Source organism: Micromonospora sp. NPDC005172 (assembly GCF_040608555.1).
GTDB lineage: Bacteria > Actinomycetota > Actinomycetes > Mycobacteriales > Micromonosporaceae > Micromonospora.
This window is the reverse complement of sequence record NZ_JBEXIL010000019.1, coordinates 68,038-92,108: the sequence shown is the minus strand read 5'-3', so window position 1 is coordinate 92,108 and position 24,071 is coordinate 68,038. Positions and strand designations below refer to the sequence as shown.

At 72.0% G+C, this 24,071-nt stretch carries 25 protein-coding genes and 1 tRNA gene; 23 read left to right on the top strand and 3 right to left on the bottom strand.

Going from position 1 to position 24,071, the window contains the following annotated elements; all coding sequences use genetic code 11:
* The first annotated feature begins 59 nt into the window (after window positions 1–59).
* The 3 genes from ABZV06_RS15975 to ABZV06_RS15965 all read left to right on the top strand — a co-directional run bounded on the left by ABZV06_RS15975 (window position 60) and on the right by ABZV06_RS15965 (window position 3,547).
* Window positions 60–848 carry a hypothetical protein gene (locus ABZV06_RS15975; protein WP_355239500.1) on the top strand — a complete coding sequence of 263 codons (789 nt, stop codon included), beginning with the start codon at window positions 60–62 and terminating at the stop codon, window positions 846–848.
* 2 nt (window positions 849–850) lie between these two features.
* Complete coding sequence (locus ABZV06_RS15970; protein WP_355622040.1) at window positions 851–1,837, top strand: nucleoside triphosphate pyrophosphohydrolase; 987 nt, start codon at window positions 851–853, stop codon at window positions 1,835–1,837.
* A gap of 90 nt (window positions 1,838–1,927) precedes the next feature.
* Entirely contained in the window at window positions 1,928–3,547 is a 1,620-nt protein-coding gene (locus ABZV06_RS15965; protein WP_355622037.1) for a DUF885 domain-containing protein, read from the top strand.
* 194 nt (window positions 3,548–3,741) lie between these two features.
* On the opposite strand, the gene ABZV06_RS15960 is transcribed toward ABZV06_RS15965, so the two are convergent.
* Window positions 3,742–4,434 (bottom strand): hypothetical protein, encoded by a 693-nt coding sequence (locus tag ABZV06_RS15960; RefSeq protein ID WP_355622034.1) that lies wholly within the window; start codon window positions 4,432–4,434, stop codon window positions 3,742–3,744.
* Window positions 4,435–4,647: 213 nt separating this feature from the next.
* On the opposite strand from ABZV06_RS15960, the gene eno reads away from it, so the two are divergent.
* The 16 genes from eno to ABZV06_RS15880 all read left to right on the top strand — a co-directional run bounded on the left by eno (window position 4,648) and on the right by ABZV06_RS15880 (window position 18,424).
* Window positions 4,648–5,931, top strand: a complete 1,284-nt coding sequence (eno, locus tag ABZV06_RS15955; RefSeq protein WP_355239512.1) for a phosphopyruvate hydratase — start codon at window positions 4,648–4,650, stop codon at window positions 5,929–5,931.
* Between the two features lie 85 nt (window positions 5,932–6,016).
* Entirely contained in the window at window positions 6,017–6,658 is a 642-nt protein-coding gene (locus tag ABZV06_RS15950) for a septum formation initiator family protein (RefSeq protein ID WP_355622031.1), read from the top strand.
* Between the two features lie 34 nt (window positions 6,659–6,692).
* A complete protein-coding gene (locus tag ABZV06_RS15945) occupies window positions 6,693–7,250 on the top strand; it encodes a DUF501 domain-containing protein (protein WP_355239517.1) in 558 nt (185 codons plus the stop codon).
* Window positions 7,247–7,768, top strand: a complete 522-nt coding sequence (locus ABZV06_RS15940; protein WP_355239520.1) for an amino-acid N-acetyltransferase — start codon at window positions 7,247–7,249, stop codon at window positions 7,766–7,768. Before ABZV06_RS15945 ends, ABZV06_RS15940 begins: the two co-directional genes overlap by 4 nt.
* Window positions 7,769–7,954: 186 nt before the next feature.
* Window positions 7,955–8,881 carry a Ppx/GppA phosphatase family protein gene (locus ABZV06_RS15935; protein WP_355239821.1) on the top strand — a complete coding sequence of 309 codons (927 nt, stop codon included), beginning with the start codon at window positions 7,955–7,957 and terminating at the stop codon, window positions 8,879–8,881.
* 72 nt (window positions 8,882–8,953) lie between these two features.
* Window positions 8,954–9,286 carry a PadR family transcriptional regulator gene (locus ABZV06_RS15930; protein WP_007455685.1) on the top strand — a complete coding sequence of 111 codons (333 nt, stop codon included), beginning with the start codon at window positions 8,954–8,956 and terminating at the stop codon, window positions 9,284–9,286.
* Window positions 9,283–10,278 carry a hypothetical protein gene (locus ABZV06_RS15925; protein WP_355622028.1) on the top strand — a complete coding sequence of 332 codons (996 nt, stop codon included), beginning with the start codon at window positions 9,283–9,285 and terminating at the stop codon, window positions 10,276–10,278. Before ABZV06_RS15930 ends, ABZV06_RS15925 begins: the two co-directional genes overlap by 4 nt.
* A gap of 130 nt (window positions 10,279–10,408) precedes the next feature.
* The gene (locus ABZV06_RS15920; RefSeq protein ID WP_355239526.1) at window positions 10,409–10,912 is read left to right on the top strand and encodes a hypothetical protein; all 504 of its coding nucleotides are present in this window, start codon (window positions 10,409–10,411) and stop codon (window positions 10,910–10,912) included.
* Window positions 10,913–11,114: 202 nt separating this feature from the next.
* Entirely contained in the window at window positions 11,115–11,798 is a 684-nt protein-coding gene (locus tag ABZV06_RS15915; protein WP_355622026.1) for a dienelactone hydrolase family protein, read from the top strand.
* Window positions 11,791–12,531, top strand: a complete 741-nt coding sequence (locus ABZV06_RS15910; protein ID WP_355622023.1) for a uracil-DNA glycosylase — start codon at window positions 11,791–11,793, stop codon at window positions 12,529–12,531. Before ABZV06_RS15915 ends, ABZV06_RS15910 begins: the two co-directional genes overlap by 8 nt.
* Before the next feature lie 20 nt (window positions 12,532–12,551).
* Window positions 12,552–13,355 (top strand): DUF4129 domain-containing protein, encoded by an 804-nt coding sequence (locus tag ABZV06_RS15905; protein ID WP_355622020.1) that lies wholly within the window; start codon window positions 12,552–12,554, stop codon window positions 13,353–13,355.
* Window positions 13,352–13,936 (top strand): hypothetical protein, encoded by a 585-nt coding sequence (locus tag ABZV06_RS15900; RefSeq protein ID WP_355239537.1) that lies wholly within the window; start codon window positions 13,352–13,354, stop codon window positions 13,934–13,936. The genes ABZV06_RS15905 and ABZV06_RS15900 overlap by 4 nt, the downstream gene beginning before the upstream one ends.
* Window positions 13,936–14,943, top strand: a complete 1,008-nt coding sequence (locus ABZV06_RS15895; RefSeq protein WP_355239540.1) for a MoxR family ATPase — start codon at window positions 13,936–13,938, stop codon at window positions 14,941–14,943. The genes ABZV06_RS15900 and ABZV06_RS15895 overlap by 1 nt, the downstream gene beginning before the upstream one ends.
* Window positions 14,943–16,373 (top strand): DUF58 domain-containing protein, encoded by a 1,431-nt coding sequence (locus tag ABZV06_RS15890; RefSeq protein WP_355239543.1) that lies wholly within the window; start codon window positions 14,943–14,945, stop codon window positions 16,371–16,373. The genes ABZV06_RS15895 and ABZV06_RS15890 overlap by 1 nt, the downstream gene beginning before the upstream one ends.
* A gap of 55 nt (window positions 16,374–16,428) precedes the next feature.
* A complete protein-coding gene (locus tag ABZV06_RS15885) occupies window positions 16,429–16,989 on the top strand; it encodes a hypothetical protein (RefSeq protein ID WP_355239546.1) in 561 nt (186 codons plus the stop codon).
* A gap of 103 nt (window positions 16,990–17,092) precedes the next feature.
* The gene (locus tag ABZV06_RS15880) at window positions 17,093–18,424 is read left to right on the top strand and encodes an NAD(P)/FAD-dependent oxidoreductase (RefSeq protein ID WP_355622017.1); all 1,332 of its coding nucleotides are present in this window, start codon (window positions 17,093–17,095) and stop codon (window positions 18,422–18,424) included.
* 61 nt (window positions 18,425–18,485) lie between these two features.
* Here the strand turns inward: ABZV06_RS15880 and ABZV06_RS15875 are convergent, their stop codons facing one another.
* The gene (locus tag ABZV06_RS15875) at window positions 18,486–20,345 is read right to left on the bottom strand and encodes a hypothetical protein (protein ID WP_355622014.1); all 1,860 of its coding nucleotides are present in this window, start codon (window positions 20,343–20,345) and stop codon (window positions 18,486–18,488) included.
* A 101-nt stretch (window positions 20,346–20,446) separates the two neighbouring features.
* Between ABZV06_RS15875 and ABZV06_RS15870 the strand changes: the two genes are divergently transcribed.
* From ABZV06_RS15870 to ABZV06_RS15855, 4 genes are all read left to right on the top strand, one after another.
* Window positions 20,447–20,527 (top strand) — tRNA-Leu (locus ABZV06_RS15870).
* A gap of 111 nt (window positions 20,528–20,638) precedes the next feature.
* On the top strand, window positions 20,639–21,454 hold the full coding sequence (locus ABZV06_RS15865) for a Bax inhibitor-1/YccA family protein (protein WP_355239563.1): 816 nt from the start codon (window positions 20,639–20,641) through the stop codon (window positions 21,452–21,454).
* Between the two features lie 137 nt (window positions 21,455–21,591).
* The gene (locus tag ABZV06_RS15860) at window positions 21,592–22,350 is read left to right on the top strand and encodes a Bax inhibitor-1/YccA family protein (protein ID WP_355622011.1); all 759 of its coding nucleotides are present in this window, start codon (window positions 21,592–21,594) and stop codon (window positions 22,348–22,350) included.
* 35 nt (window positions 22,351–22,385) lie between these two features.
* Complete coding sequence (locus ABZV06_RS15855) at window positions 22,386–22,706, top strand: hypothetical protein (RefSeq protein WP_355239568.1); 321 nt, start codon at window positions 22,386–22,388, stop codon at window positions 22,704–22,706.
* 36 nt (window positions 22,707–22,742) lie between these two features.
* On the opposite strand, the gene ABZV06_RS15850 is transcribed toward ABZV06_RS15855, so the two are convergent.
* Window positions 22,743–24,005 (bottom strand): acetyl-CoA C-acetyltransferase, encoded by a 1,263-nt coding sequence (locus ABZV06_RS15850; RefSeq protein ID WP_355239570.1) that lies wholly within the window; start codon window positions 24,003–24,005, stop codon window positions 22,743–22,745.
* Window positions 24,006–24,071: the final 66 nt, after the last annotated feature.

Sequence of the window (24,071 nt, the reverse complement as noted above, 5' to 3'; positions counted from 1 at the left end):
ACCGCGTGGTGAGGTGGGGGCCGTCACAGCCACCAGGAGGGCATGAGAGAGTGACGGGCATGCGTGCTCGCCGTGTGATCGCCGCCGCCAGCGTCGCGGCTCTGGGTGTCCTCTCCCTCGCCGCGTGCGAGAGGTCCGCGCCGGACGTCGCCGCGTACGTCGGTGACACGAGCTATTCGCTCGACCGGGTCGACGGGATCTACGACGAGGTGCAGACGAAGTACGGCGACGTGGTCCGTCAGGCGGCCGGTCAGACTGCCGCGACGCCCTCGCCCGAGCAGTTGCGGTCGCCCGTCACCCGGCAGGACGTGGTGAACCTGCTGGTCAGCCTGGAGCTGGGCAAGCGGGTGGCGAAGGCCAAGAACATCCAGGTGCCCGACGAGGTCAGCCCGCAGCAGTTGGAGCAGAGCCTGCGGGTGCCGGCCACCACCGAGTACACCAAGCTCTGGGGTGAGTGGGTCGACCTGCTTCAGGCGTTCAACCAGCAGCTCCCGCCGGCCGAGGTGAGCGACGCGTCGGTGATGGCCGTCTACCAGGCGCTGGCCAAGGTCGGGGCGATCCAGGGTGGGCTGCAGGTGGCCGAGGTCCGCCAGAAGTTCGGCGAGGGAGCCTTCGTCGGCAGCGCCACCGCGCTCAGTGTCGCCCTGGAGGACGAGGCGGACCGGGCCGACGTCTCGATCAACCCCCGTTACCGGGAGGTGGGCGTGCCCTCGCTGGTGAGCAGCGGTCAGTCGGTCATCTTCTACTCGCTGCCGTTCATCAACGAGGAGGGGCCGGTCACCGACATCTCGACCCCGGACGCGTCGCCGTCGAGCCCCAACCCCGACACCGAGGGCACGGCCAGCTGAGCATGACGGCACGGATCGTCCTGCTGGTCACGTCACCGCGGCTGCCGGCCGGCCTGCTGACCTCGGCCGCCTGGGACGTCGTACGCCGGTATCCGGTTCTGGCCGGTGCGGAGAGCGAGTTGGCGACGGCCGTGCGTCACGCGGGCGGCGAGGTGACCGTCGTCGACGGCCCGGCCACGCAGGCGCTGCTGGAGACGGTGGCGGCGCACGGCACGGCGGTCTGGTTGGCCGGCCCGGCCGGCGACGAGTCGGTGGCCCGGGAGTTGGGTCTGCGGCTGGCCCGGGAGCCGGGGCTGGCCGAGATGGAGCTGATGTACGGCTCGTGGGACCCGCCGGGGGCCCGGCTGCTCGACGCGGTGGCCGTGCTGGACCGGCTGGCCTCGCCGGGCGGCGACCCGTGGAAGCGGGCGCAGACGCACCGTAGCCTCGCGGGTTACCTGCTGGAGGAGAGCTACGAGGCGTACGACGCGATCAAGGCCGACGACACCGACGCGCTCCGTGAGGAGTTGGGCGACGTCCTGCTCCAGGTGGTGTTGCACGCGCGGCTGGCCGAGGAGTTGCCGGAGGGTGAGCGGTGGAGCATCGACGACGTGGCCGGTGGCCTGGTCGACAAGATGATCCGGCGCAACCCGCACGTCTTCGCCGGTGCGGAGGCGGGCACCCTGGAGGAGATCACCGCCAACTGGGAGCGGATCAAGCGAGTTGAGAAGGCGCGTGACTCCGTGCTGGACGGCGTGGCGCTCAGCCAACCCGCCCTGTCCCTGGCCGCGCAGATCCTCGACCGCGCCGCCCGTGTGGGCCTGACCGTCCCGCTCGCACCGCCCGACACCGAGGTGGACGAGGAGGCGAAGCTGGGCGCAACCCTCCTGGCCCTGGTGACGGAAGCCCGCAAGGCCGGCCTGGACCCGGAGGCAGCCCTCCGCCGCGCGACCCTAACCCACGCCGAAACCATCCGCGCCGCCGAACCCCCACCCACCCCACCGCGCTGATCATGAAGTTGTTGCCATGACATGCCGACACGGCGGGCAACAACTTCATGATCAACGGAAGGGGCGCGGGGCGGTCGGTAGGGTTGCCGGGTGGAAGAGTTTGGAGTGCTGGCCGAGCGGGTTGTCGAGGCACTGCTGGAGACTCGGCCGGGGGTCGCCACCTCGGCAGGGGATCACCGGTTCGACGACCGGCTTCCCGATCTGTCCGCCGACGCGCTGGCCGCCGACCGGGTGATGCTCACCGACGCGGCGAACGCGCTGTCCGAACTGGACCCCGACTCGCTGGACGTCGACGAGCAGGTCGACCACGCGCTGCTCACCTCCTTCGTCGACCGGGAGCTGTTCGAGCTGACCGAGATCCGGTCGCACGAGTGGGACCCGCTGCACCACAACCCCGGCCCGCTGCTGCACCCGCTGCTGGCCCGCTCGTACGCCCCGGCCGAGGTCCGGTTGACGCAGGTGGCCGGCCGGCTCGCCGCCGTACCGGATGCCCTCGCCACCGCCCGCGCGACGCTGCGCGACATGCCGCGGATCCACGCCGAGACGGCGGTCGGGCAGTTCACCGGCACGGCCGCGCTCATCCGCGACGAGCTGCCGGGGCTGATCGCGCAGGCGCCGGGCAGCCTCGGGAAGGTCGAGCCGGCGGCCACCGCCGCCATCGCCGCGCTCGACGAGTTCGTCGCGTGGCTGCGAACTCGGCTGGCCGCCGACAGCGGTCCCGGCCGTGACCCGCGCCTGGGCCGCCGCCGCTGGGAGGCGCGGCTCTGGCACACCCTCGACACCGAGCTGGGAGCCGCCGAGATCCAGCGTCGGGCCTGGGCCAACCTGGACCGGGTCACCGAGGAGATCCGCGCGGCGGCCGTCGAGCTGGTCGGTGGTCCAGCCGACGACGAGACGGTACGCCGGGCGTTGGACGTGCTCGCCGCCGAACATCCGGACGACTCGACGATCGTCGAGCTGGCCGGTGTGACGCTCGACGAGGCGACCGACTTCGTCCGGCTGCACGACCTGGTCACCCTTGTCGACGACCGATGCGTGATCCAGGAGATGCCGGAGTTCGCGCGGGGCGTGGCGGTCGCGTACTGCGACTCGCCCGGCCCGTTGGAGACCGCGGCGGTGCCGACGTTCTACTGCATCGCGCCCACCCCGGCGGAGTGGTCGGTGCAGCGCGTGGACTCCTTCTACCGCGAGTACAACGACCACATGGTCCGCAACCTGACCGTGCACGAGGCGATGCCCGGCCACTTCCTCCAGCTCGCCCACGCCCGACGTCACGTCGGCGGTACGCGGGTGCGGGCGCTGGCCCGTTCCGGCCCGTTCGTCGAGGGTTGGGCGGTGTACGCCGAGGAGCTGATGGCCGGTCTCGGCTTCGGCGGTCTGCCGGTGCGGTTGCAGCAGCTCAAGATGCAGCTCCGCATGACCATCAACGCGCTGCTCGACCAGTTGGTGCACGCCGAGGAGCTGCCCGAGGCCGAGGCGATGGCGTTGATGACCGGTCGCGGCTTCCAGGAGGAGGGCGAGGCGGCCGGCAAGTGGCGCCGGTCCCTGCTCACCTCGACGCAGCTCTCCACGTACTTCGTCGGGTACAGCGAGGTGGCCGAGATCGCCGCCGCCCGTCCGGAGGGCGTGTCGGCACGCGACTGGCACGACGCGATGCTCGCCCACGACTGCCCGCCCCCACGACACCTGCGCACCCTGCTCGGCGTCTGACTCCCACCCACGCGCACCCGCCAAGATCCGCGCAACTTCCCTGATGTTGCTGCTTCCGACCCGCCGGAGGCAGCAACTACCCCGAAGTTGCGCGGATCTTGAGCGCTGCGGGCGTGCGGGCGTGCGGGCGTGCGCGGTGCGGGCGTGCGGGCGTGCGCGGTGCGGGCGCGGGGGACTGCCGGGCTCCGGATGCCTCAGGAGCCGCCGGGGCGGTTGTCCACCACGCCTGCTCCGGCGGGCGGGTCGAACGCGTCCTTCTCGACCGTCTCGGAATAGTCGCTCAACGCCAGCTCCATCGGTTTGCCGTCGACCGAGCCGAGGAAGCTGCCGAGCACGCCCTCGGTGGTGACGCAGGCGCTGAAGTCGCCGTCCGAACGCTGCACCTCGACGCAGGCGGCGTGGTGCCCCGCGACTGTGGTGTCGCTCTGCTTGATCACCGCCTGTGGGTCGAGGGCGGCGGCGGTCAGCAGGCCGACCACCACCGGCGGGGTGACGAGACCCTGCTGGTTCGCCTCGGTGAACAGCGCCACGGTGGGCTTGCTGCCGGGGGTGGGTGGCGCGACGAGCGTGCACGCCGTCCGGCCGTCGGTCGCTGTGCAGCGGGTGACGGCGTCGGGAGTGACGGTGAGCCGCCCACCCGGGTAGGTGTACGCGGAGCGGGCCGGGTCCTGCGCCTGCACGATCGCGGCGGTCTGACCGCCGGGCAGTTGGTAGTCGGCCGTGTAGGTCAACTCCAGCGCCCGGTCGAGGCGCGCGGCGAGGTCGTTGACGAGATCCGAGCGCCCCATGGCGCGGCCGGCGTCCTCAAAATTCTGACAGCCGGTGACCGTGAGCGACGCGATGACCGACACGGCGAGCATGCGGAGGGTGGTCGTGGCGGCGGGCATGGCGACCAGCCTGGTGGATCTAGTCGGCGCAGCGCAAACCCGTTGCCGGTTGACTCCCGGAAATCCGGGAATGTCCGTCATCGCGGGGCTACTCGGGGGCGCGGGCGACGCCGTGCCCGATCTCGCCGCCCGATACGCTGCGTTCAACACCTGCCTCAGCCGCACCGTCGCGGCCCACCCACGGACCGGATCACAACAACGAGGAGCGACTCAGTGGCAACCATCGAGGGAATCGTCGCCCGGGAGATTCTCGACTCGCGGGGCAACCCGACGGTCGAGGTCGAGATCGGCCTGGACGACGGCACGGTGGCTCGCGCCGCGGTGCCCTCCGGCGCCTCCACCGGCGCGTTCGAGGCGATCGAGCTGCGCGACGGTGACGCCGACCGCTACCAGGGCAAGGGCGTGGAGAAGGCGGTCTCCAACGTCGAAGACAAGATCGTCGACCAGCTCATCGGCTACGAGGCCAGCGAGCAGCGGCTCATCGACCAGAAGATGCTCGACATCGACGGCACCGACAGCAAGTCGGAGCTGGGCGCGAACGCCATCCTCGGGGTCTCCCTGGCGGTGGCGAAGGCCGCCGCCAGCAGCGCGGAGCTGAGCCTCTTCCGCTACCTGGGTGGCCCGAACGCGCACCTGCTGCCGGTGCCGATGATGAACATCCTCAACGGTGGCGCGCACGCCGACTCCAACGTCGACGTCCAGGAGTTCATGGTCGCGCCGATCGGCGCGCCCACCTTCCGCGAGGCGCTGCGCTCCGGCGCGGAGGTCTACCACGCGCTGAAGTCGGTGCTGAAGAAGAAGGGCCTGTCGACCGGGCTGGGTGACGAGGGCGGCTTCGCGCCGAACCTGCCCACGAACGCCGCCGCCCTGGACCTGATCGCCGAGGCGGTCGAGAAGGCCGGCTACCGGCTCGGCACCGACATCGTGTTCGCGCTCGACGTAGCGGCCACCGAGTTCTTCGACAACGGCACCTACACGTTCGAGGGCGCCGCGAAGTCCGCCGAGGACATGAGCACGTACTACACCAAGCTTGCCGACGAGTACCCGATCGTGTCGATCGAGGACCCGCTGGCGGAGGACGACTGGTCCGGCTGGCAGACCCTGACCGCGTCGATCGGCGACCGGGTGCAGATCGTCGGTGACGACCTGTTCGTGACCAACCCGCAGCGCATCGCCCGCGGTATCGCCGAGAAGGCGGCCAACGCCGTCCTGGTGAAGGTCAACCAGATCGGTTCGCTGACCGAGACCCTGGACGCGGTGGACCTGGCCCACCGGGCCGGCTTCAAGTGCATGATGAGCCACCGCTCCGGCGAGACCGAGGACACCACCATCGCCGACCTGGCGGTCGCCACCGGCTGCGGTCAGATCAAGACCGGCGCTCCGGCCCGCTCGGACCGGGTCGCCAAGTACAACCAGCTGCTCCGCATCGAGGAGGAGCTGGCCGACGCGGCGCGCTACGCGGGCGCGGGTGCGTTCCCGCGTTACCGTTCGGCCTGAGTGTGGTTGTCGGGAAGCCTCACATGCGGTGGGGCTTCCCGACGGACGTACGCGACAGACGTAGCCTCGGGGGAGGGGTGTGACGATGCAGCGCCGCACACCGGGTGGTCAACGACCCGCCCGCCGACCGGGTCAGTCCGGCCGGCCGGGCGCCGGGCGGGCCACCCGCGGGTCGGTCCGGGACGCCGGCATACGCGCCGAGCCGCGTGGCGCCGCCGGTCGGGCCCCGGGCGCGGTCCGGGGTGCCGAGGGTGTGCGCTCCGCGAGCCGTCCGGCCGCCGCCCGACGTACCGCCGCCGGTGGTGGCGCGGTCAAGCGGCTCTCCGCACCCCATCCCCGCCGCTTCACCGGCCGCGCCACGGTGCTCTTCGCGGTGCTGATCGCGCTCGCCCTGGCGTACACCTATCCGGTGCGGGTCTACCTGGACCAGCAGGCCGACATCGAGCGGATGGAGGCGGCCCAGTCGGCGCAGGAGAGGGAGATCGCCGAGCTCGCCGCCGAGGCCGCCAAGTGGCAGGACGACGAGTACAAGATGACGCAGGCCCGGGAGCGGTTCTTCATGGGTCGGCCGGGCGAGAAGATGATGGTGGTCATGAACGACGCCGAGGGCGCGGCCCGCGACGCCGGCAAGCCGGCCGGTTCGGGTGCCCCGGCAGGGCCTTCGACCTGGTACGACACCCTCTGGTCGAGCGTGCGCGCGGCGGACAGCCAGCAGCCGGGCAAGTGACCCACCGACCAGCACACCAGGAGAGACGAGCACCGTGACTGTCGTACCCCCGTCGGAGCCGGCGGCGGATTCCGTACCCCTGCCGCAGCGGGAACCGGCGACCGAGGCCGACCTGGCCGCGGTGGCCGCGCAGCTCGGCCGCCCGCCCCGGGGCACCCGGGCGGTGGCCCACCGCTGCCCGTGCGGCCTGCCCGACGTGGTGGAGACGACGCCCCGCCTCGCCGACGGCACCCCGTTCCCGACGCTGTTCTACCTGACCTGCCCCCGGGCGACCGCGGCGTGCAGCAGGTTGGAGTCGGCGGGTCTGATGCGGGAGATGGCCGACCGGTTGGCGACCGATCCGGAGCTGGCCGCCCACTACCGGGCGGCGCACGAGGACTACCTCGCCCGCCGGGACGCGATCGGCGAGGTGCCGGAGATCGCCGGCATCTCCGCCGGTGGAATGCCGGGGCGGGTGAAGTGCCTGCACGTGCACCTCGGCCACGCCCTGGGTGCCGGCCCCGGCGTGAACCCGTTCGGCGACGAGACGTTGGCGCTGGTCGAGCCCTGGTGGACGGCGGGCCCCTGCGTGGACGTGCCCGACAGCGAATGACCGCACAGGCCGAGGGGCAGATCCTGGTGCGGCGCGCCCGCACCCGGGATGTGCGGGGCATCCGCCGGCTGGTCGACACGTACACCGACGACCGGCGGTTGCTGAGCAAGGCCACTGTGACCCTGTACGAGGACGTGCAGGAGTTCCGGGTGGCGGTCCGGCCCGACGACGGTGTCGTGGTGGGGTGCGGCGCGCTGCACGTCATGTGGGAGGACCTGGCCGAGATCCGTACGGTGGCCGTGGACCCGTCCTGCCGGGGTCAGCGGATCGGGCACCGGCTGGTCAGCGAACTGATCGACGCGGCCCGCACACTGGGCGTGGCGCGGATCTTCGTGCTCACCTTCGAGACCCGGTTCTTCGGCTCGTTCGGCTTCCGGGAGATCGACGGCGCGCCGGTGCCGCAGCCGGTCTACGAGCAGCTTCTGCGCTCGTACGACGAGGGTGTCGCGGAGTTCCTGGACCTCGAGCGGGTCAAGCCGAACACGCTCGGCAACACCCGGATGCTGCTGCGCCTGTAGCGGCGCGCGCCTGTGGCGACCCGGCGGCGAGCCGTCGGGGGCGGGCACTCTGCTGAGCCTGATGCCTGTGCGGCATCAAGATGACTCACAGGCATCACGCTCATCGGCGACCGGCCGGCCCGGGCCCGCCGATCGCGAGGGGACCCCGGCGGATGGCTGTCGTAGGGTTGCCGGGTGACGACGCGTGTGGCGGCCATCGACTGCGGGACCAACTCGATCCGACTACTGGTCGCCGACCTGCCGGAGGAGTCGGCCGGGCCGCAGGCCCCGCTGACCGACGTGACCCGGCGGATGGAGATCGTCCGGCTGGGGCAGGGCGTCGACCGGACCGGCCGGCTCGCGCCGGAGGCGATCGAACGGACCCGTGTGGCGCTGGCGTCCTACGCCGCCGACATCGAGAAGTTGGGCGCGCAGCGGGTACGCATGTGCGCGACCTCGGCCTCCCGGGACGCCGCCAACGCCGCGGACTTCACCGAGATGGTGCAGCAGACGCTGGGCGTGGCGCCCGAGGTGGTGAGCGGCGACGAGGAGGCCCGGCTGTCGTTCACCGGGGCGGTGCGCGGGCTGCCGTCCGACGCCGAGGAGCCCTTCCTCGTCGTCGACATCGGTGGCGGCTCGACCGAGTTCGTGGTCGGTGACCGGAGCGGTGTGCGGTCGGCGGTGTCGGTCGACATCGGCTGCGTCCGGATGACGGAGCGGCACCTGCCGGGTGACCCGCCGACGCCGGAGGAGGTCGCGGCGGCGGAGGCCGACATCGCCGCCGTCGTGGACCGGGCGCTCGCCCAGGTGCCCGGCCGCGAGGCCGCCACCCTGATCGGCCTCGCCGGTTCGGTCACCACCGTGGTCGCCATCGCCCAGAACCTTCAGGGGTACGACCCGGAGCGCATCCACCACGCCCGCGTGTCGTACGAGGAGGTGGCGCGGGTGACCGCGGACCTGCTCGCGCGGACCAGCGCGCAGCGGCTGGAGATCCCGGTGATGCACCCCGGACGGGCCGACGTGATCGGCGCGGGGTCGCTGGTGCTGCGCGTGATCATGGAGCGGGCCGGCATGCCGTCGGTGGTCGCCTCGGAGCACGACATCCTGGACGGCATCGCCTGGAGCCTCCAGTAGCAGGTCCGCACCCGGCGTGCCGTTGGCCGAAGTCGTTGACGCTACTTCGCATTGCACAGTAGTGTGCGATGCGTGGACACCACACAGTTGTTGAAGGGCGTGCTCGATCTGGCCGTCCTGGCGGTCCTCCGGGAGGAGGACGGTTACGGCTACGACATCCTGCGCCGGCTCCGCGAAGCCGGCCTGGAGGAGATCGGCGACGCCTCGGTCTACGGCACGCTGCGCCGCCTCTTCGCCGCCGGCCTGCTCACCACGTACGTGGTGCCGAGCGAGACCGGCCCGCACCGCAAGTACTACTCGCTCAACGCCGCCGGGCGTGACCAGTTGACCCGCTCCGGCAAGCTCTGGCGCTCGTTCGCCACCACCATGGACACGCTGCTCGACGATCGGGGGCTGGCGGCATGACCGTCACGGAGCAGGAGATCACCGACTATGTGGCACGGGTCCGGGCCGCCCTGGCCGACGTGCCGCCCGACCGGCGCACCGAGCTGACCGAGGACCTCGCCGACCACCTCACCGAGGTCGCCGCCGAGAGTGAGGGCACCCTCGTCGAGCGACTGGGCGAGCCGGAGACGTACGCCGCCGAGCTGCGCGCCGCTGCCGGCGTCGGTGTCGGCGGCGGTCGCAACCTGGACCACCGGGTCGCCACCGCCGTAATCCGGGTCCGCGGCCGGCTGCGTGCGATCGACTCCCGGCTCGGCCCACCTCTGGGGTACGCGACGGCGAGTGACTTCCTCCGCCTGCTGCGCCCCGGCTGGTGGGTGCTGCGCGGCTACCTGGCGGCCATGCTGCTCACCGCGATCAGCACCGGCGGCAGCTTCGGTGTGCTGCCCCGGTTCGGTGGGGAGTTGCTCGCCGGGCTGATCATGCTGATCGGGTTCGTGCTCGCCTCGATCTGGCTCGGTCGCCGTTCGGCGCAACTCGCCCGCTGGCCGCGCTCGGCGGTGCAGGTCGGCAGCGCGGTGCTGGTCGTCTTCGCGCTCTCCGCCCTCGTGCAGGCGGAGGACCGGATGCGGTACGGCGACTACGGCTACAACCCGACCTCGGTCGACAACCCGTACGACCGGATCCGGGACGTCTTCGTCTACGACAGCGACGGTCGGCTGGTGGAGAACGCGCGCCTGTTCGACGAGAACGGCAACCCCATCCGACTCGGCTACCCGGACTGTCTCGACCCCGCCGAGGCGTACAACAACCCGCTGTTGCGGCCGTACCCGTACTGCCCCGACCGGGCGCCCTTCGGGCCGCCCCGGGGTCCGGACATGCCCGGGGCGCCAGCGGTGCCGACCAGCACGCCGTCGGCAAGCGAGTCACCGACCGTGGCGACGCCGACGGCGACTCCGGCGAGTCCGAGCGCGACGCCGAGTGACGAGCCGACTCCGACCCCGACGAGCTGATGGGCGATGTGAACCAGATCATGCACACGATGCTGGGAAATAGCTGAACGGACGAGGTGAGCGGGACGGCACCAGAAATCAATGATCGTTACGGTGTCGTCTGCTCATCCATCCCTCGGAAGGAACCCCCGTGTCAGAGCAGGTCGCACCGCCCCCCGCGTCCGACGCAGCGCCGGCTGAGCCGGCCGCCGAGACGCCGGCCCAGCCGGCCGCAGAGACGCCGCCGCCGGCCGAGCCGGAGGGTAAGTCCGGTGCCAAGAAGGCGCTCGGCATCATCGGCGCGATCGTCATCTTCCTCGTCATCGCAGGTCTGAAGTTCGGCCTGGGCACGGCCATCGGCAACTTCGTGAACAAGGACGACACCGCCGACGCGAAGGCCGGCGACTGCATCGCCGAACTGCCCGAGATCAAGGGTGACAAGGAGGAGGAGGTCGACGGCGCCAAGGTCGTCAAGTGCACCTCCACCGACGCGGCGTACAACGTGGTCGGTCGGGTCGACGGGCAGACCGAGGCCCAGGCCAAGGCCGACACCGCCTGCAACGATTTCTTCAAGGAAGGCGAGGAGGGGTACGTCTTCTACAGCATCGAGTCCGGCAAGAAGGGCTACGTCCTCTGCCTGACCAAGAAGGCCTGACCACACGCCTGAGGCACCGATGACGGCGGCGGGGGAATCTTCCCCGCCGCCGTCGGCGTACCCGCGGTCACCATGCGGCGAACAGGAGGTGAATGCCACTGTTCCGACGTCTTCCCGGCCGGGGTCACGGCGTGGCAGGCTACCGGCACGTAGGACCACTGGGCGACCAGCCAACGATGACTGACCGCTAGGAGGACGGCCGATGGGCGAAATGGTGAGTTACCGCAGCAACGGGGGTACGAGCGAGGGGTATCTCGCGATACCCGCGAGCGGCACGGCCAGCCCCGCCGTCATCGTCCTGCAGGAGTCGTGGGGCCTGGTCCCGCACATCCGGTCGGTCGCGGACCGGTTCGCCGAGGCCGGCTTCGTCGCTCTCGCCCCGGACGTCCGGCACGGTACGGCGACCGACGAGCCCGCCGAGGCGCAGCGCCTGCTGGCGACGCGCCTGGACGAGGCGGCGAAGGACATCGCCGACGCGGCCGACTACCTCGCCGGGCGCCCGGAGGTCACCGGGAAGGTCGGCGCGGTCGGGTTCGGCGCCGGTGGCAGCCTGGCCCTCAGGTCGGCGTCCCTCTCCGAGCGGATCGTGGCCACCGCCGGGTTCTATCCCGTGCTGTCCGGTGGGTCGATGCCCACCGACCGGGTCGACTACGCCGGCAAGGCGGCGGTCATCCACTGCTCCGAAGAGGACGGCACCTCGACCGACGAGGGTGTGCAGGCCGTACGCCGGGCCATCGAGGAGGCCGGCGGCACCTGCCAGCTCTACGACTACCCGGGCACCTCGCACGCGTTCTTCGACGACGACCGGCCCGAGGCGTTCGACCAGCGTGCCGCCGCCAGCGCCTGGGCGCGCACCCTGGAACTGTTCCGGGCCAAACTTGGCTGAGTCGCGTACCCCCGATCAGGTCGTCGCCCGCGCCGCGCGGGCGACCGACCTGGCCGACCTCGACGCGGCGGTCAGTGGCTGTTTCGCCTGTCCCCGCCTCGTCCGGTGGCGGGAGGAGGTGGCCCGCGTCCGGCGGGCCGCCTTCCGCGACCAGGAGTACTGGGGCCGGCCGGTGCCCGGCTTCGGCCCCGGCGACGCGCGGATCGCCATCCTCGGGCTCGCGCCCGCCGCGCACGGCGGCAACCGCACCGGCCGGATCTTCACCGGCGACCGCTCGGGCGACGTCCTCTTCGCGGCCCTGTACCGGGCCGGGTTGGCCAATCAGCCGACAAGCGTCGCCGCCGACGACGGCCTCGCCCTGCGTGACACCCGGATCTTCTCGGCGGTCCGCTGCGCGCCACCGGACAACAAGCCCACCCCGGAGGAACGGGACACCTGCGCTCCCTGGCTGCACCGCGAGGTCACGCTGATCCGACCCACCCTGCGCGTCGTGGTCGCGCTGGGCGCGTTCGCCTGGGCCGCGTGGTGGCCGGTGCTGCGCCAGGTGTACGAGCAGCGCCCGCCCAGCCCGCGACCCGCGTTCGGCCATGGGGCACACTGGTCCGGCGCGGCTGTGCCGGACTTGCTCGGTTGCTACCACGTCAGCCAGCAGAACACCTTCACCGGCCGGCTGACACCGGGGATGTTGGACGACGTCTTCGGCCGGGCCAAGCAACTGGCCGAAGTGGACTGAGAACGCGTGGGGTGGTGGCGATGACGAACGGAACACGCCCGCCCGCGCCGTCGCCACCCGCCGGACCGGGTGTGGTCCGCCCGGTGCTCGGCCTGCTGCGCCGCTGGTGGCCGGTGGGCGCGGTGGCGGCGCTGCTCGCGGCGGCCGCGCTGGCGTCCGCCCACTCGTCGATCGGCGCCAGCCGGATTCCGCCCGCTGCCGAGAACGTGCCCTGGGTGCCGGAATACCCGACCGACGTGCCGTCCCCGTCGATCCCGGTCGAGCCGAGGGACGCCGGCGAAGCCACCCAGGCGCACATCCCGCAGTGGATCGCCACCGTGGCGATGGCCCTGCTCGGGCTGGCCATCCTCGCGGTGCTGGGCTACCTCACCTGGATCCTGCTCCGTGGCGCGCTGCGCCGTACCTCGCGGGCCCTGCCGGCGCAGCGGGCCCGGCGTACGGCCGAGGGCACCGCCCGCGAGGTGGTCGCCGCCCTGGACGCCGGCCTCGTCGAGCTGGACGACCAGGCCACCGACCCCCGTGTCGCGGTGATCGCCTGCTGGGTACGCCTGGAGGAGGCGGCCGCTGCGGCAGGTGTGTCCCGGCGTCCCGGCGACACACCGACCGACCTGGTCACGCGATTGCTGCGGGGCGACGAGTCGGCCGGGGTGCCGGCGATCGTCAGCGCCGACGTGCTGGCCGAGTTCGCACACGTCTACCGCGAGGCCCGCTACGCCACACGTGAGGTCGGCGAGGGCACCCGCGACGACGCCCGTGCCGCGCTGCGGCGGCTGCGCGGCGAACTCGCCATCGTGACGACGGGTGCTCCCGAGGTGCCGGCATGAGCGGCAGCGCCAGCATCGACGACCTGCTCACCTTCGAGGAGGAGGGGCCACGGCACGACGAACGGGCCAAGGGCGGCCGGTTCGGACGCGTGTTCCGGGCCCTGGCCGGCAACGCGGCCCTGGTCGCCGTGCTCGTCGTCGGTCTCCGGGCGGTCGGCCTGCAGGTCTCGCTGGCGATCCTCATCGCCGGGGTGTTCGCCGTGTCCGGGGTGCGCCGGGTCGCCGCCGCGCTGGCACCGACGCCGGCGGCGAGGTCCCGCCCTTCGCTCGCCCAGCACGACGACGGCTCCTGGAACTGGGGTGCCCGGGATGCGCTGCGCGCCGCGATCAACGGCTGGGAACTGCCGCTGGACTGGTCCACGACCCGACCCGAACGTTTCACCGAGGTCATCCTGCCCCGGCTCGCGGAACTGGCCGACGAGCGGCTTCGCCTGAAGCACTCCGTGACCCGTGAGTCGGACCCGGTCCGCGCTCGCGCCCTGCTGGGCGACCGGCTGTGGACGTTCCTGGAAACCCCGCCCCGACGCCCCCCGTCGCCGCGCGATCTCGCGGTGATCGTCGCCGAACTGGAGAAGATCTGATGAACGACGTGGACCGGAGCATGCCCGCCGCCGAGGTCGGCCGCCTGGCCCGGGCCGTCCTGGACGCCGTCGGCACCGTCGTGGTCGGCAAGCGCGACGCGTTGGAGTTGGTCCTCGCCGGAATCCTGGCCGGTGGGCACGTGCTCTTGGAGGATCTGCCCGGCCTGGGCAAGACGCTCACCGCGCGCTCGTTCGCGCAGGCGCTCGGGCTGGACTTCCGCCGTCTCCAGTTCACCCCGGACCTGCTCCCCGCCGACGTCACCGGCTCGTTCCTCTACGACCAGCGCAGCGGCGACTTCACCTTCCGGGCGGGGCCCGTCTTCACCAACCTGCTCCTCGCCGACGAGATCAACCGGACGCCGCCGAAGACCCAGTCCGCGCTGCTCGAGGCCATGCAGGAGAAGCAGGTCTCGGTCGAGGGCGTGACGTACAAGCTGGACGAACCCTTCCACGTGCTGGCGACCGCGAACCCCATCGAGTACGAGGGCACCTACCCGCTGCCCGAGGCGCAGCTCGACCGGTTCCTGCTGCGGGTCTCCTTCGGCTACCCGCTGCAGGAGGAGGAGTGGGAGGTGCTGCGCCGTCGGATGAGCCGCCGCCGCGAGGAGGCGGACATCAAACCGGTGGTGGACGCCGCCACCCTGCGGGCGATGCAGGCCGCCCTGGAGGACGTGGTGGTGGAGGACTCGATCGGCCGCTACATCGTGGCGCTCACCGCGGCCACCCGGGAACACCCGTCGGTGCTGGTCGGTGCATCGCCGCGTGGTTCGTTGGCGTTGCTGCTGCTGTCCCGGGTACGCGCCGTGTTCGACGGCCGGGACTACGTGGTGCCGGAGGACGTCAAGGCGGTCGCCGCGCCCGCGCTCGCCCACCGGATCACCCTGCGCCCCGAGATGTGGCTACGTCGCGTCGACCCGGCGTTCGTGGTCGGTGAGGTGCTGGAGGCGACGCCCGCCCCGGCCAGTGGCGCGCTGCCCAGCTACGCCGCCGGCGGGCTCCGGCACTGATGTCCGGCCCGACCGCGTCCGCGCCGCGATCCACCGAGCCGGAGTCGACCGCCGGCTGGGCGCCCACCCCTGCGCTCGGTCGCGCCGTGCTGCTCACCGGTTTGTTGCTGGTGGCGGGGGTGCTGCTGGGACGCGTCGACCTCGTCGTGCTGGCCGCGCCGTTCGCGCTGGGCACCGCGTACGCGCTGCGTCGCCGGCCCACCGCGCTGCCGCAGGTCTGGATCACCACCGCGGAGGACGGCCCGCTGGTCGAGGGCGGCGAGGTGTCGGCCGCGGTGAGTGTCGGCAACCCGGACACGGTCGACTACGACCTCGTGGTGGTGCGGTCACGGGTCTCGCCGTGGCTGCGGATCGCCCGTGCCGGCTTCGCCAGCGCCGAACCCACCGACGCACCGCCGCCCGCCGAGACCCCGTCGGCCGCCGGCAGGGGACGCTCGGTCGCCGATCGACCGTTCGTGACGTCGGTGCCCGCTTCGGCGGCGGTGGATCTGGAACTGGCCGGGCGGGCTCTGCGCTGGGGTCGGCACCCCGTCGGACCGGCCGGGGCTCGGGTCGCCGCGGCGGGCGGGCTGCTGGTGTCCCGAGCGGTGATCACCGAACCGGTCGGGGTGCGGGTCTACCCGCGTACCGAGCCGTTCGAGGCGGTGGAGGCGATGCCCCGCGCCGCCGGTCTGGTGGGCGCGCACCACTCCCGACGTCCCGGAGAGGGCGGTGAACTGGCCGGAGTGCGGGTCTTCGCCCCGGGCGACCGGCTCCGCCGCGTCGACTGGCGGGTGTCCCTGCGGGCCCGGCAGTTGCACGTGGCGGCCACCCTGTCCGACCGCGACGCGGAGGTGGTGGTGTTGCTCGACGTGCTCGCCGAGGCGGGCCGTTCCGGTGGTGTGGACGGTGCCGCGTCCGTGCTGGACACCACCGTGCGGGCCACCGCCGCGATCGCCGAGCACTACCTGCATCGGGGCGACCGGGTGTCGCTGCTGGAGTACGGGCCGGGAGCCCGCCGGCTACGCCCCGCCGCCGGCCGTCGGCAGTACCTGACGGTGCTGGAATGGCTGCTCGACGTACGCGCCGAAGCGGCCCAGCACGAGCCGTACGACCAGGTCTTCGGCCCACAGTTGCTGTCCTCGGACGCGCTGGTGGTCGTCCTCACCCCGCTGCTGGACGAGCGTTCGGCGCAGATGCTGGCGCGGCTGGCCCGCGCCGGCCGGTTCGTGGTGGCGGTCGACACGTTGCCGGCCGACCTGACGCCGCCGAAGGACCGGGGTTGGGCCGAGGTGGCGTACCGCCTCTGGCGACTGGACCGGGAAACGATGATCGGGCAGCTCCGTGAGCACGGCGTACCAGTCGTGCGCTGGGCCGGCGCGGGCAGCCTCGACGAGGTGCTGCGGGACGTGGCGCGACTGGCGACGGCCCCGAGAGTCGGTGGCCGGTGAGCGCGAGGAGTGAGCCGGGTTTGCGAGCCCCGCAGTCGCGAACGACAGGACCACAGTGAGCGCGATCACGGAGCGGGTGCGAGCTGCTCAGGACGCCGTGGCCCGGATCAGCGCCGTCCCGCTGCTGGTGCGGGCCGCGATCTTCGTCACGACGCTTGTCGGGTTCGCGCTGGCGTTCCCCGGCGAGGTGTTGACCGGTCGACCGCTGCTCTTCCTGGCGGTGGCCGCGCTGCTGCCCGCGGCGGGTCCGCGGCGGTTGTGGCCCACCTTCGCGGCGCTGGTGATGGCTGGCGGCTGGTTGCTCGCCACCGACGGGTACGGCCGACCGGTGGCGTTGTGGCGGCTGCTCGCCGTCGCCGCGCTGTTGTACCTGGGGCACTCCCTGTGCGCGCTGGCGGCGCTGCTGCCGTACGACGGGGTGGTGGATCCGGAGCTGATCACCCGGTGGTTGCTGCGGGTGGGAGCGGTGCTGCTGGGTACGGCCGTGTTGGGGGTGCTGCTGCTGCGGATGGCGGGCCTGGGCGGGGAGGTCGGGCACCAGTGGGTGACGGTGCTGGGGCTGCTGGTGGCGGTGGGTGTCGCCGCGTTGCTGGGTTGGCTGCTGCGGCGTAGGTGAACCAGTGATGCAACAGGGTTACGCAGGTCACAGGGGTTGTGTTCCGTCACAGATGGGGGGCGCGAGCGGGATTACCTGAGCAGGGCGGGGAAAGATAGATGACGTGAATCCGAAGCGGATCCTTGTGGTGGGTGCTGGGCACGTCGGTCTCTACGCCGCCCTGCGCCTGTCGAAGAAGCTCAGCTCCCGTGAGGCTGAGGTCATCGTCGTGGACCCCCAGCCCCACATGACCTATCAGCCGTTCCTCCCCGAGGCCGCGGCGGGGAACATCTCCCCGCGGCATGCCGTGGTGCCGCTGCGCCGCGAGCTGCGCCGGTGCACGGTGGTGGCGGGGACCGTGACGCGCGTCGAGCACGACCGCAAGGTGGCGACCGTGCAGCCGATCGTCGGCCCGGCCCGGGAGATCGCGTACGACCACGTGATCGTCGCGCCGGGTTCGGTGTCCCGGACGCTGCCGATTCCGGGCCTGCACGAACAGGGCATCGGGTTCAAGACCATCGGTGAGGCGATCTACCTCCGCAACCACGTGCTGGACCGGCTGGACGTTGCGGCCGTGACCCCGGATGCGGAGGTCCGCCGCTCGGCGTTGACCTTCACGTTCGTCGGCGGCGGGTACGCGGGCATCGAGGCGCTCGCCGAGATGGAGGACATGGCCCGCGACGCCCTGCGCTACTACCCGGAGCTGAAGCCGGAGGACATGCGCTGGGTGCTCGTCGAGGCGACCCAGCGGGTGCTGCCCGAGGTCGACCGGGACATGGGCGCCTACACGGTGCAGCAGCTCATGAAGCGCAACATGGACATCCGGCTGGACACCCGCCTGGAGTCCTGTGTCGACGGGGTGGTGAAGCTCTCCGACGGGGACAGCTTCCGGTCCGACACGATCGTCTGGACGGCGGGTGTGAAGCCGTCGCCGATGCTGGACGCGACGGACTTCCCGCGTGACGAGCGCCGGCGGGTCACCTGTATCCCCACTCTCCAGGTGGTCGACGGTGACCGGGTCATCGAGGGCGCGTGGAGCGCCGGTGACTGCGCGGCCGTGCCGGACCTGACCAAGGAGCCGGGCAACTTCTGCTCGCCGAGCGCGCAGCACGCCGTGCGTCAGGCGGCGCGGATGGCCGACAACATCGTCGCGGTGATCCGGGGTCGCGAGCCGGTCGACTACAAGCACAAGCACGTGGGCAGCGTCGCCAGCCTCGGCCTGCACAAGGGCGTCGCCCAGGTGTACGGCATCAAGATGACCGGCTGGCCGGCCTGGTTCATGCACCGGACATACCACATGAGCCGGATTCCCTCGTTCAACCGCAAGGTCCGTGTGGTGGTGGACTGGTCGCTGGCGTTCTTCCTCAAGCGTGAGGTCGTCGCGTTGGGTCAGCTCCACGACCCCCGCGAGGAGTTCGTCGAGGCGTCCCAGCCGGTCGGGGCTCCACGAGTCTGACAGATGTGACGAAAGGGCCTCTCCTTGCCGGAGGGGTCCTTTCGTGCTGTCCGGGGGTGGGTCAGACCTTCCAGGTCCACGCGTCGGCGATCCTGGTGGCGGGGCCGTAGAGCTGCTCCAGGGTGGTCTTGAGGCTCGCCGCGTGCGGTGCGTCGTCGGCCAGCGCCACGCAGGACGCGCCCCAGAAGTCCGCGTCCTTCGCGGCCTGCCGGCGCTGCTCGTCACCGATGGCCGGCTGGTCGCCGCGGCGGGCGACGTCGGCCAGCAGCGCCGAGGTGGGCTGCTTGAAGGTGCCCATGGCGGCGGTGCCGCCCCGCCCGTACGGGCCGATGAAGAATCCCTCGGGTAGGCCGAAGCCGGCGTCGGCGACGGCCGCCCAGCGCATCGGCCACGGATCCTTGGGAGTGGGCAGCGGCACCGGGACCAGCACACCACCGGGCTCGACGCACTGCCGCCAGTGCCCGCCGGTGATGAACTCCGGCACGGCGGGTCGGCCGGCGGTGGGCAGCGGGGTCGGGAAGATCGGCAGCAGGGCCGCGACGACGGCCAGCGGCACCAGCCTGCGTGCCCGCCCGGTGCCGCTCAGTGCCCGGTCGACGGCGAGGGTCAGCAGCGTCGCCACGATCGGGAGCAGCGCCAGGCCGAACCGCATCGGCAGGGCGCCGTCCACCACCGGCAGGCCGGCCAGCAGGGCGTACGGGCCGGGCAGCGCGGTGCGGGTGCCGCCGAGCACGACCTCCGGGCCGAGCGAGAGTGCGCCCATCACGAGGGCCGCCACCACGCACGGGAGCACGATCCGGCGTCGCTCGGCCCAGATCGCGCAGGCGGCGGTGACCAGCAGCAGGGGCCAGCCGAGGAAGCTGTTGTATTCGGCCGGGCCGGTGGTGAGGCGGGAGGCCTCGTCGCTGCCGGCGATCGACAGCGGGGAGACCACCCACCAACTACTGAGGTCGGCGGAGAAGTAGGCCGGGCTGAACATCCCGTCGGCGACACCCTGTGGTCCGGCGAACTGGAACCACAGCGGGTAGCCGAGCACCAGCAACGCCAGGCCGGCGGCGATGGCCAGCCCGCCCAGGAACCCGGGCAGTGCCCGTCGGGCGAGGTCCCGGTCCGCGGCGCCGTAGCCGACCGCCATCACCAGCAGGGTGACGGCGCAGAGGAAGAGCACCTCTTCGCCGATGAACACCTGCGCGGTGACGGCGGCCGCCAGCCCGACGGCGGAGCTGACCGTCCGCCGTCCGTCGGGGCCGGCCGAACGGGCGCGCCCGGTCTCGTCGAGCGTGGTGGGGCCGGGGTCGGACGCCCGCAGCAGCCGTACGACCAACCAGACGATCACCGGAACCAGCCACTGCGCCGTCATGTGCAGATGGCTGTTGGTCTGCGAGACCATGCCGGGACCGAAGCCGCACAGGCTCCCGCCGAGTGCGGCGGCGAGGCGGCGCACGCGCAGCGTCCGGTGGAACAGCAGGTACCAGGCGAGGGCGGTGCCGGCCAGGTTGGCGGCGGCGAGCAGCGCGAAGGTGGTGGGCGCGCCGAACAGCAGGGTGACGGGCGCACAGAGCACGCCGAGCGCGATGATCGTGGTGTTGGCCATCAGGTTGACGCCGTCCGGGGCGTTGAGCCGGTCGGTCAGCAGGTGGAAGTCACCGAGCAGCGCTCTCGCGTCGACCGCCAGGAACCATTCGTAGAGCGTCTGGTCCTCGGGATTGAGCGCCAACGTGCGTCCACCCGGGTCGGGCCACAGCCCGTGGGTCAACCAACCGGCCAACGCCACCCACACCAGCGCGACCAGAAGGTCCGTCCGGTGGCGGCGCACGCCGGTGCGCAGCCGTACGGCCCGGGTGGTGCCCTCGACGCGATCGGCGAGGCGGATGGCCTGGTCAGGGCCGGCGTCGGGGGCCGTTGGGGCTGCGCTGCTCACGGCATCGACCCTAATGTGGCCAGCCCGGCGGGGTACGCCGGGTCGCCGCCGACCGGCTACGGTGACACTGCATCGTGCGTGTCGACGCGCGGGTGCCACCCGCCCGGGTGGTGGAACGGCAGACACGGCCGCCTTAAAAGCGGCTGCCGAAAGGCGTGCGGGTTCGACCCCCGCCCCGGGCACCGGTCGCCCACGGCCTCGCGTTCCCATTCGTGATCACCAGGAGTGGGTCGGGCAGTTTACTCTTGGAGTGCACGTTCACGTGCAAACGACCCCCTGAGGGAGGCCAGACAGTGAAGACCTCGAACCCGGTGCTCGCCCGGCTCGGCCAGGCGGCTGAGCGGGAGCGCTCCGCCGGGTACGCCCCGGCTGGGCCGTACGGCCAGCCCGGCATTCCCCAGCAGTACCCGTCCCAGGCCGGCTACCCGGCCGCACCGCCCGCCGTGGCGCCGATGACCGTCGACGACGTGGTCGTCAAGACGGTCACCCTGCTCGGCATCCTCGGCGTCACCGCCGCGGCCGCCTGGGTGCTCGTGCCCGACGCGCTGGTCAGTACCGCCTGGATCGGCGCGGCAGTCGTCGGCCTGGTCCTCGGCTTGATCATCTCGTTCTCCCGGATGGCAAACCCGGCGCTCGTCATCGCGTACGCGGTGGTCGAGGGTGTCTTCGTCGGCATGGTCAGCAAGGCGTTCGAGACCTTCTACGACGGCATCGTGCTCCAGGCCGCCGTGGCGAGCTTCGGCATCTTCTTCCTGATGACGATGATCTACAAGGCGAAGATCATCCGAGCCACCCCGATGTTCGTGAAGGTCGTGTCGACGGCCATCGTCGGCCTCGCCGCCGTCATGCTGATCAACCTGGTGCTGGCGCTGTTCGGCGTCAACACGGGTCTGCGGGACGGCAGCCCGCTGGCCATCGGCTTCAGCCTCGTCTGCATCGTGGTCGCCTCGCTGAGCTTCGTGCTCAGCTTCAAGGAGATCGAGGACGGCGTCCGGATGGGCCTGCCGCAGCGCTACTCCTGGGTCGCCGCCTTCGGCATCCTGGTCAGCCTGGTCTGGCTCTACATCGAGATCCTGCGCCTGCTGAGCTACTTCCAGGGCGACGACTGACCTCGTCCGCACCGCTGACCGGCGCCCGCTCCCGCTTCCCGCAGGGGCGGGCGCCGTCGTCCGCGCCGTTTCGCCGCCACCGCCGGGCCACCCTTGGCAGAGTGACTGCCAGGGGTACGCGGGCGAAGGAGGCGACGGTGCGCAGCAACAACCCGGTGCTCAACCGACTGGAGGAGACCAGCCGGTTGGAATCCCGGGTGGTCAGCTCCCGCGATGTCGAGCCGATGACCGTCGACGACGTGGTGGTGCGTACCGTCGGACTGCTCCTGCTCACCGGCGCGGCCGCCGCGGTGTCCTGGGCGGTGGTGCCCGACGCGGTGTGGCTGGGGGCGGCCCTGGCCGGCACCGCCATCGCCTCGATCGTGCTGGTCCTGGTCATCTCGCTACGGGGGATCACCAATCCGGTGCCGATCGTCGGCTACGCGCTGCTCCAGGGTCTGCTGCTCGGGGTGGCCAGCCGCACCTTCGAGCAGGTCTACCCGGGGATCGTCGTGCAGGCGGTGGCCGGCACCTTCGGCGTCTTCCTCGGCATGGCCGCGCTGTACCGGGCCCGGGTCATCCGCGCGACGCCCCGGCTGGCCCGCCTGGTGATCGGCACGCTCCTCGGCATCGCGGTGCTGAGCGTGGTCAACCTCGTCTCCTACCTGGTCACCGGTCGGCCGGGGCTGGCGGTCTACAGCGTCAGTGGCCAGGTGGGCTGGCTGCCGTACGCGTTCTCGGTCGTGGCGATCATCGCCGGCGCGTTCAGCTTCATCCTCGACTTCGACCTGGTCGAGCGGTCGGTGCGCGACGGCCGACCCCGCCGGTTCGCGTGGCTGAGCGCGTTCGGCCTGGTGACCGGTCTGGTGTTCCTCTACTGGCAGCTGCTGCGACTGCTCAGCTACCTGCGCCGCTGACCGGCCGTCCGCCGCCCGACCGTAGAATCGGCGCGGTGAGCGTAGCGGAGTTGGAGCAGGCCGTGCGGTTGCTGGTCGGCCAGGTCGGGCACTGGGAACAACCACGCTGGGCCGCGACGGCGACCACCGGCAACGTGCCCCGCGCCGACCTGGTGCACCGGCTGGTGCAGGAGGTCGCCAACCTGGCCGCCGACGCCGAGGGCATCCCGCGCCGGACGGTGCCGCGGCTGGACAACGACCTGGCGCTGCCCGACCAGGTGCGGGTGGTGACGGCGGACCTGCTGGCCGCCGGGGCCGACCCCGAGGTGCTGGCGCGGGCCGCCGCCGAGGTGACGGCGACCCGCAACGCGCTCTGACGACTACGGCTCAGCTCAGCCGTTCGAGCACCCGGCTCAGCTCAGCCGTTCGAGCACCATGGCCATGCCCTGGCCACCGCCGACGCACATGGTCTCCAGGCCGATCGTCTTGTCGTGCCATTCGAGGGCGTTGAGCAGGGTGCCGGTGATCCGGGCGCCGGTCATGCCGAACGGGTGGCCGACCGCGATCGCACCGCCGGAGACGTTGAGCTTCTCCTCGGGGATGCCCAACTGGCGGTAGGACGGGATGACCTGGGCGGCGAACGCCTCGTTGATCTCGACCAGGTCGACGTCGTCGATGGTCATGCCGGCCCGACGCAGCGCCTGCCGGGACGCCTCGACCGGTCCGAGGCCCATGATCTCCGGCGACAGCGCGGTCACGCCGGTGGAGACGATCCGGGCCAGCGGGGTCAGACCCAGTTCCTCGGCCCGCTGGGCGCTCATGACGACGACGGCGGCAGCGCCGTCGTTGAGCGGACAGCAGTTGCCCGCGGTGATCCGGCCGTCCGGGCGGAACACGGGCTTCAGGCCGGCGACCGCGTCGAGCGTGACGCCGGGTCGGGGGCCGTCGTCGGTGCTCACCAGAGTGCCGTCCGGCGTGGTGACCGGGGTGATCTCCCGGGCCCAGAAGCCGTCGGCGATGGCCTTCTCGGCGAGGTTCTGACTGCGTACGCCGAACTCGTCCATGTCGGCGCGGGTGACGTCGTACACCTGGGCCAGGTTCTCCGCGGTCTGCCCCATGGTCAGGTAGATGTCCGGCAGTTCGCCGGCGTCGCGCGGGTCGGTCCACACCTCGGCGTCGCCCTGCGCGCGGCGCTTCGAGCGCTCGGCGGCGGACGCGAAGCGGGGGTTCTCCCAGCCGCCGCCGACCAGCGCCTGAGCCTCCGGTGGCAGGCCGTCGGAGCTGCCCCGGGCGTACCGGGAGACCATCTCGACGCCGGCGGAGACGAACACGTCGCCCTCCCCGGCACGGATCGCGTGCAGGGCCATCCGCGTGGTCTGCAACGACGACGCGCAGTAGCGGGTCAACGTGGCACCCGGCACGGTGTCCAGACCGAGCAGCGTGGCCACCACGCGGGCCATGTTGAAGCCCTGCTCGCCGCCGGGCAGGCCGCACCCGAGGTAGATGTCGTCGATGGTGGTCGGGTCGAGCTGGGGGACCTTGTCGAGGGCGGCCTGGACGATGGTCGCGGCGAGGTCGTCGGAGCGGACATCGCGCAGGGACCCCTTGTGCGCCCGGCCGATGGGGGATCGGGCGGTAGCGACGATGACAGCGTCGCGGGACGACTCAATCGGCATGGGCCAACGTTAACCCGCCGGTAACATGGCGCGGAAGAAGCGGGCACGGCGGGAAATGTCACCCTC

What these genes read in the sequence shown, in the direction of transcription:
- ABZV06_RS15940 (WP_355239520.1), top strand. Translation starts at nt 7,247, where the DNA reads ATGACCGCACAGGCCGAGGGGCAGATCCTGGTGCGGCGCGCCCGCACC.
- ABZV06_RS15850 (WP_355239570.1), bottom strand. Translation starts at nt 24,005, where the DNA reads ATGCCGATTGAGTCGTCCCGCGACGCTGTCATCGTCGCTACCGCCCGA.
- ABZV06_RS15915 (WP_355622026.1), top strand. Translation starts at nt 11,115, where the DNA reads ATGGGCGAAATGGTGAGTTACCGCAGCAACGGGGGTACGAGCGAGGGG.
- ABZV06_RS15970 (WP_355622040.1), top strand. Translation starts at nt 851, where the DNA reads ATGACGGCACGGATCGTCCTGCTGGTCACGTCACCGCGGCTGCCGGCC.
- ABZV06_RS15960 (WP_355622034.1), bottom strand. Translation starts at nt 4,434, where the DNA reads ATGCCCGCCGCCACGACCACCCTCCGCATGCTCGCCGTGTCGGTCATC.
- ABZV06_RS15950 (WP_355622031.1), top strand. Translation starts at nt 6,017, where the DNA reads ATGCAGCGCCGCACACCGGGTGGTCAACGACCCGCCCGCCGACCGGGT.
- ABZV06_RS15925 (WP_355622028.1), top strand. Translation starts at nt 9,283, where the DNA reads ATGACCGTCACGGAGCAGGAGATCACCGACTATGTGGCACGGGTCCGG.
- ABZV06_RS15890 (WP_355239543.1), top strand. Translation starts at nt 14,943, where the DNA reads ATGTCCGGCCCGACCGCGTCCGCGCCGCGATCCACCGAGCCGGAGTCG.
- ABZV06_RS15900 (WP_355239537.1), top strand. Translation starts at nt 13,352, where the DNA reads ATGAGCGGCAGCGCCAGCATCGACGACCTGCTCACCTTCGAGGAGGAG.
- ABZV06_RS15895 (WP_355239540.1), top strand. Translation starts at nt 13,936, where the DNA reads ATGAACGACGTGGACCGGAGCATGCCCGCCGCCGAGGTCGGCCGCCTG.
- ABZV06_RS15905 (WP_355622020.1), top strand. Translation starts at nt 12,552, where the DNA reads ATGACGAACGGAACACGCCCGCCCGCGCCGTCGCCACCCGCCGGACCG.
- ABZV06_RS15975 (WP_355239500.1), top strand. Translation starts at nt 60, where the DNA reads ATGCGTGCTCGCCGTGTGATCGCCGCCGCCAGCGTCGCGGCTCTGGGT.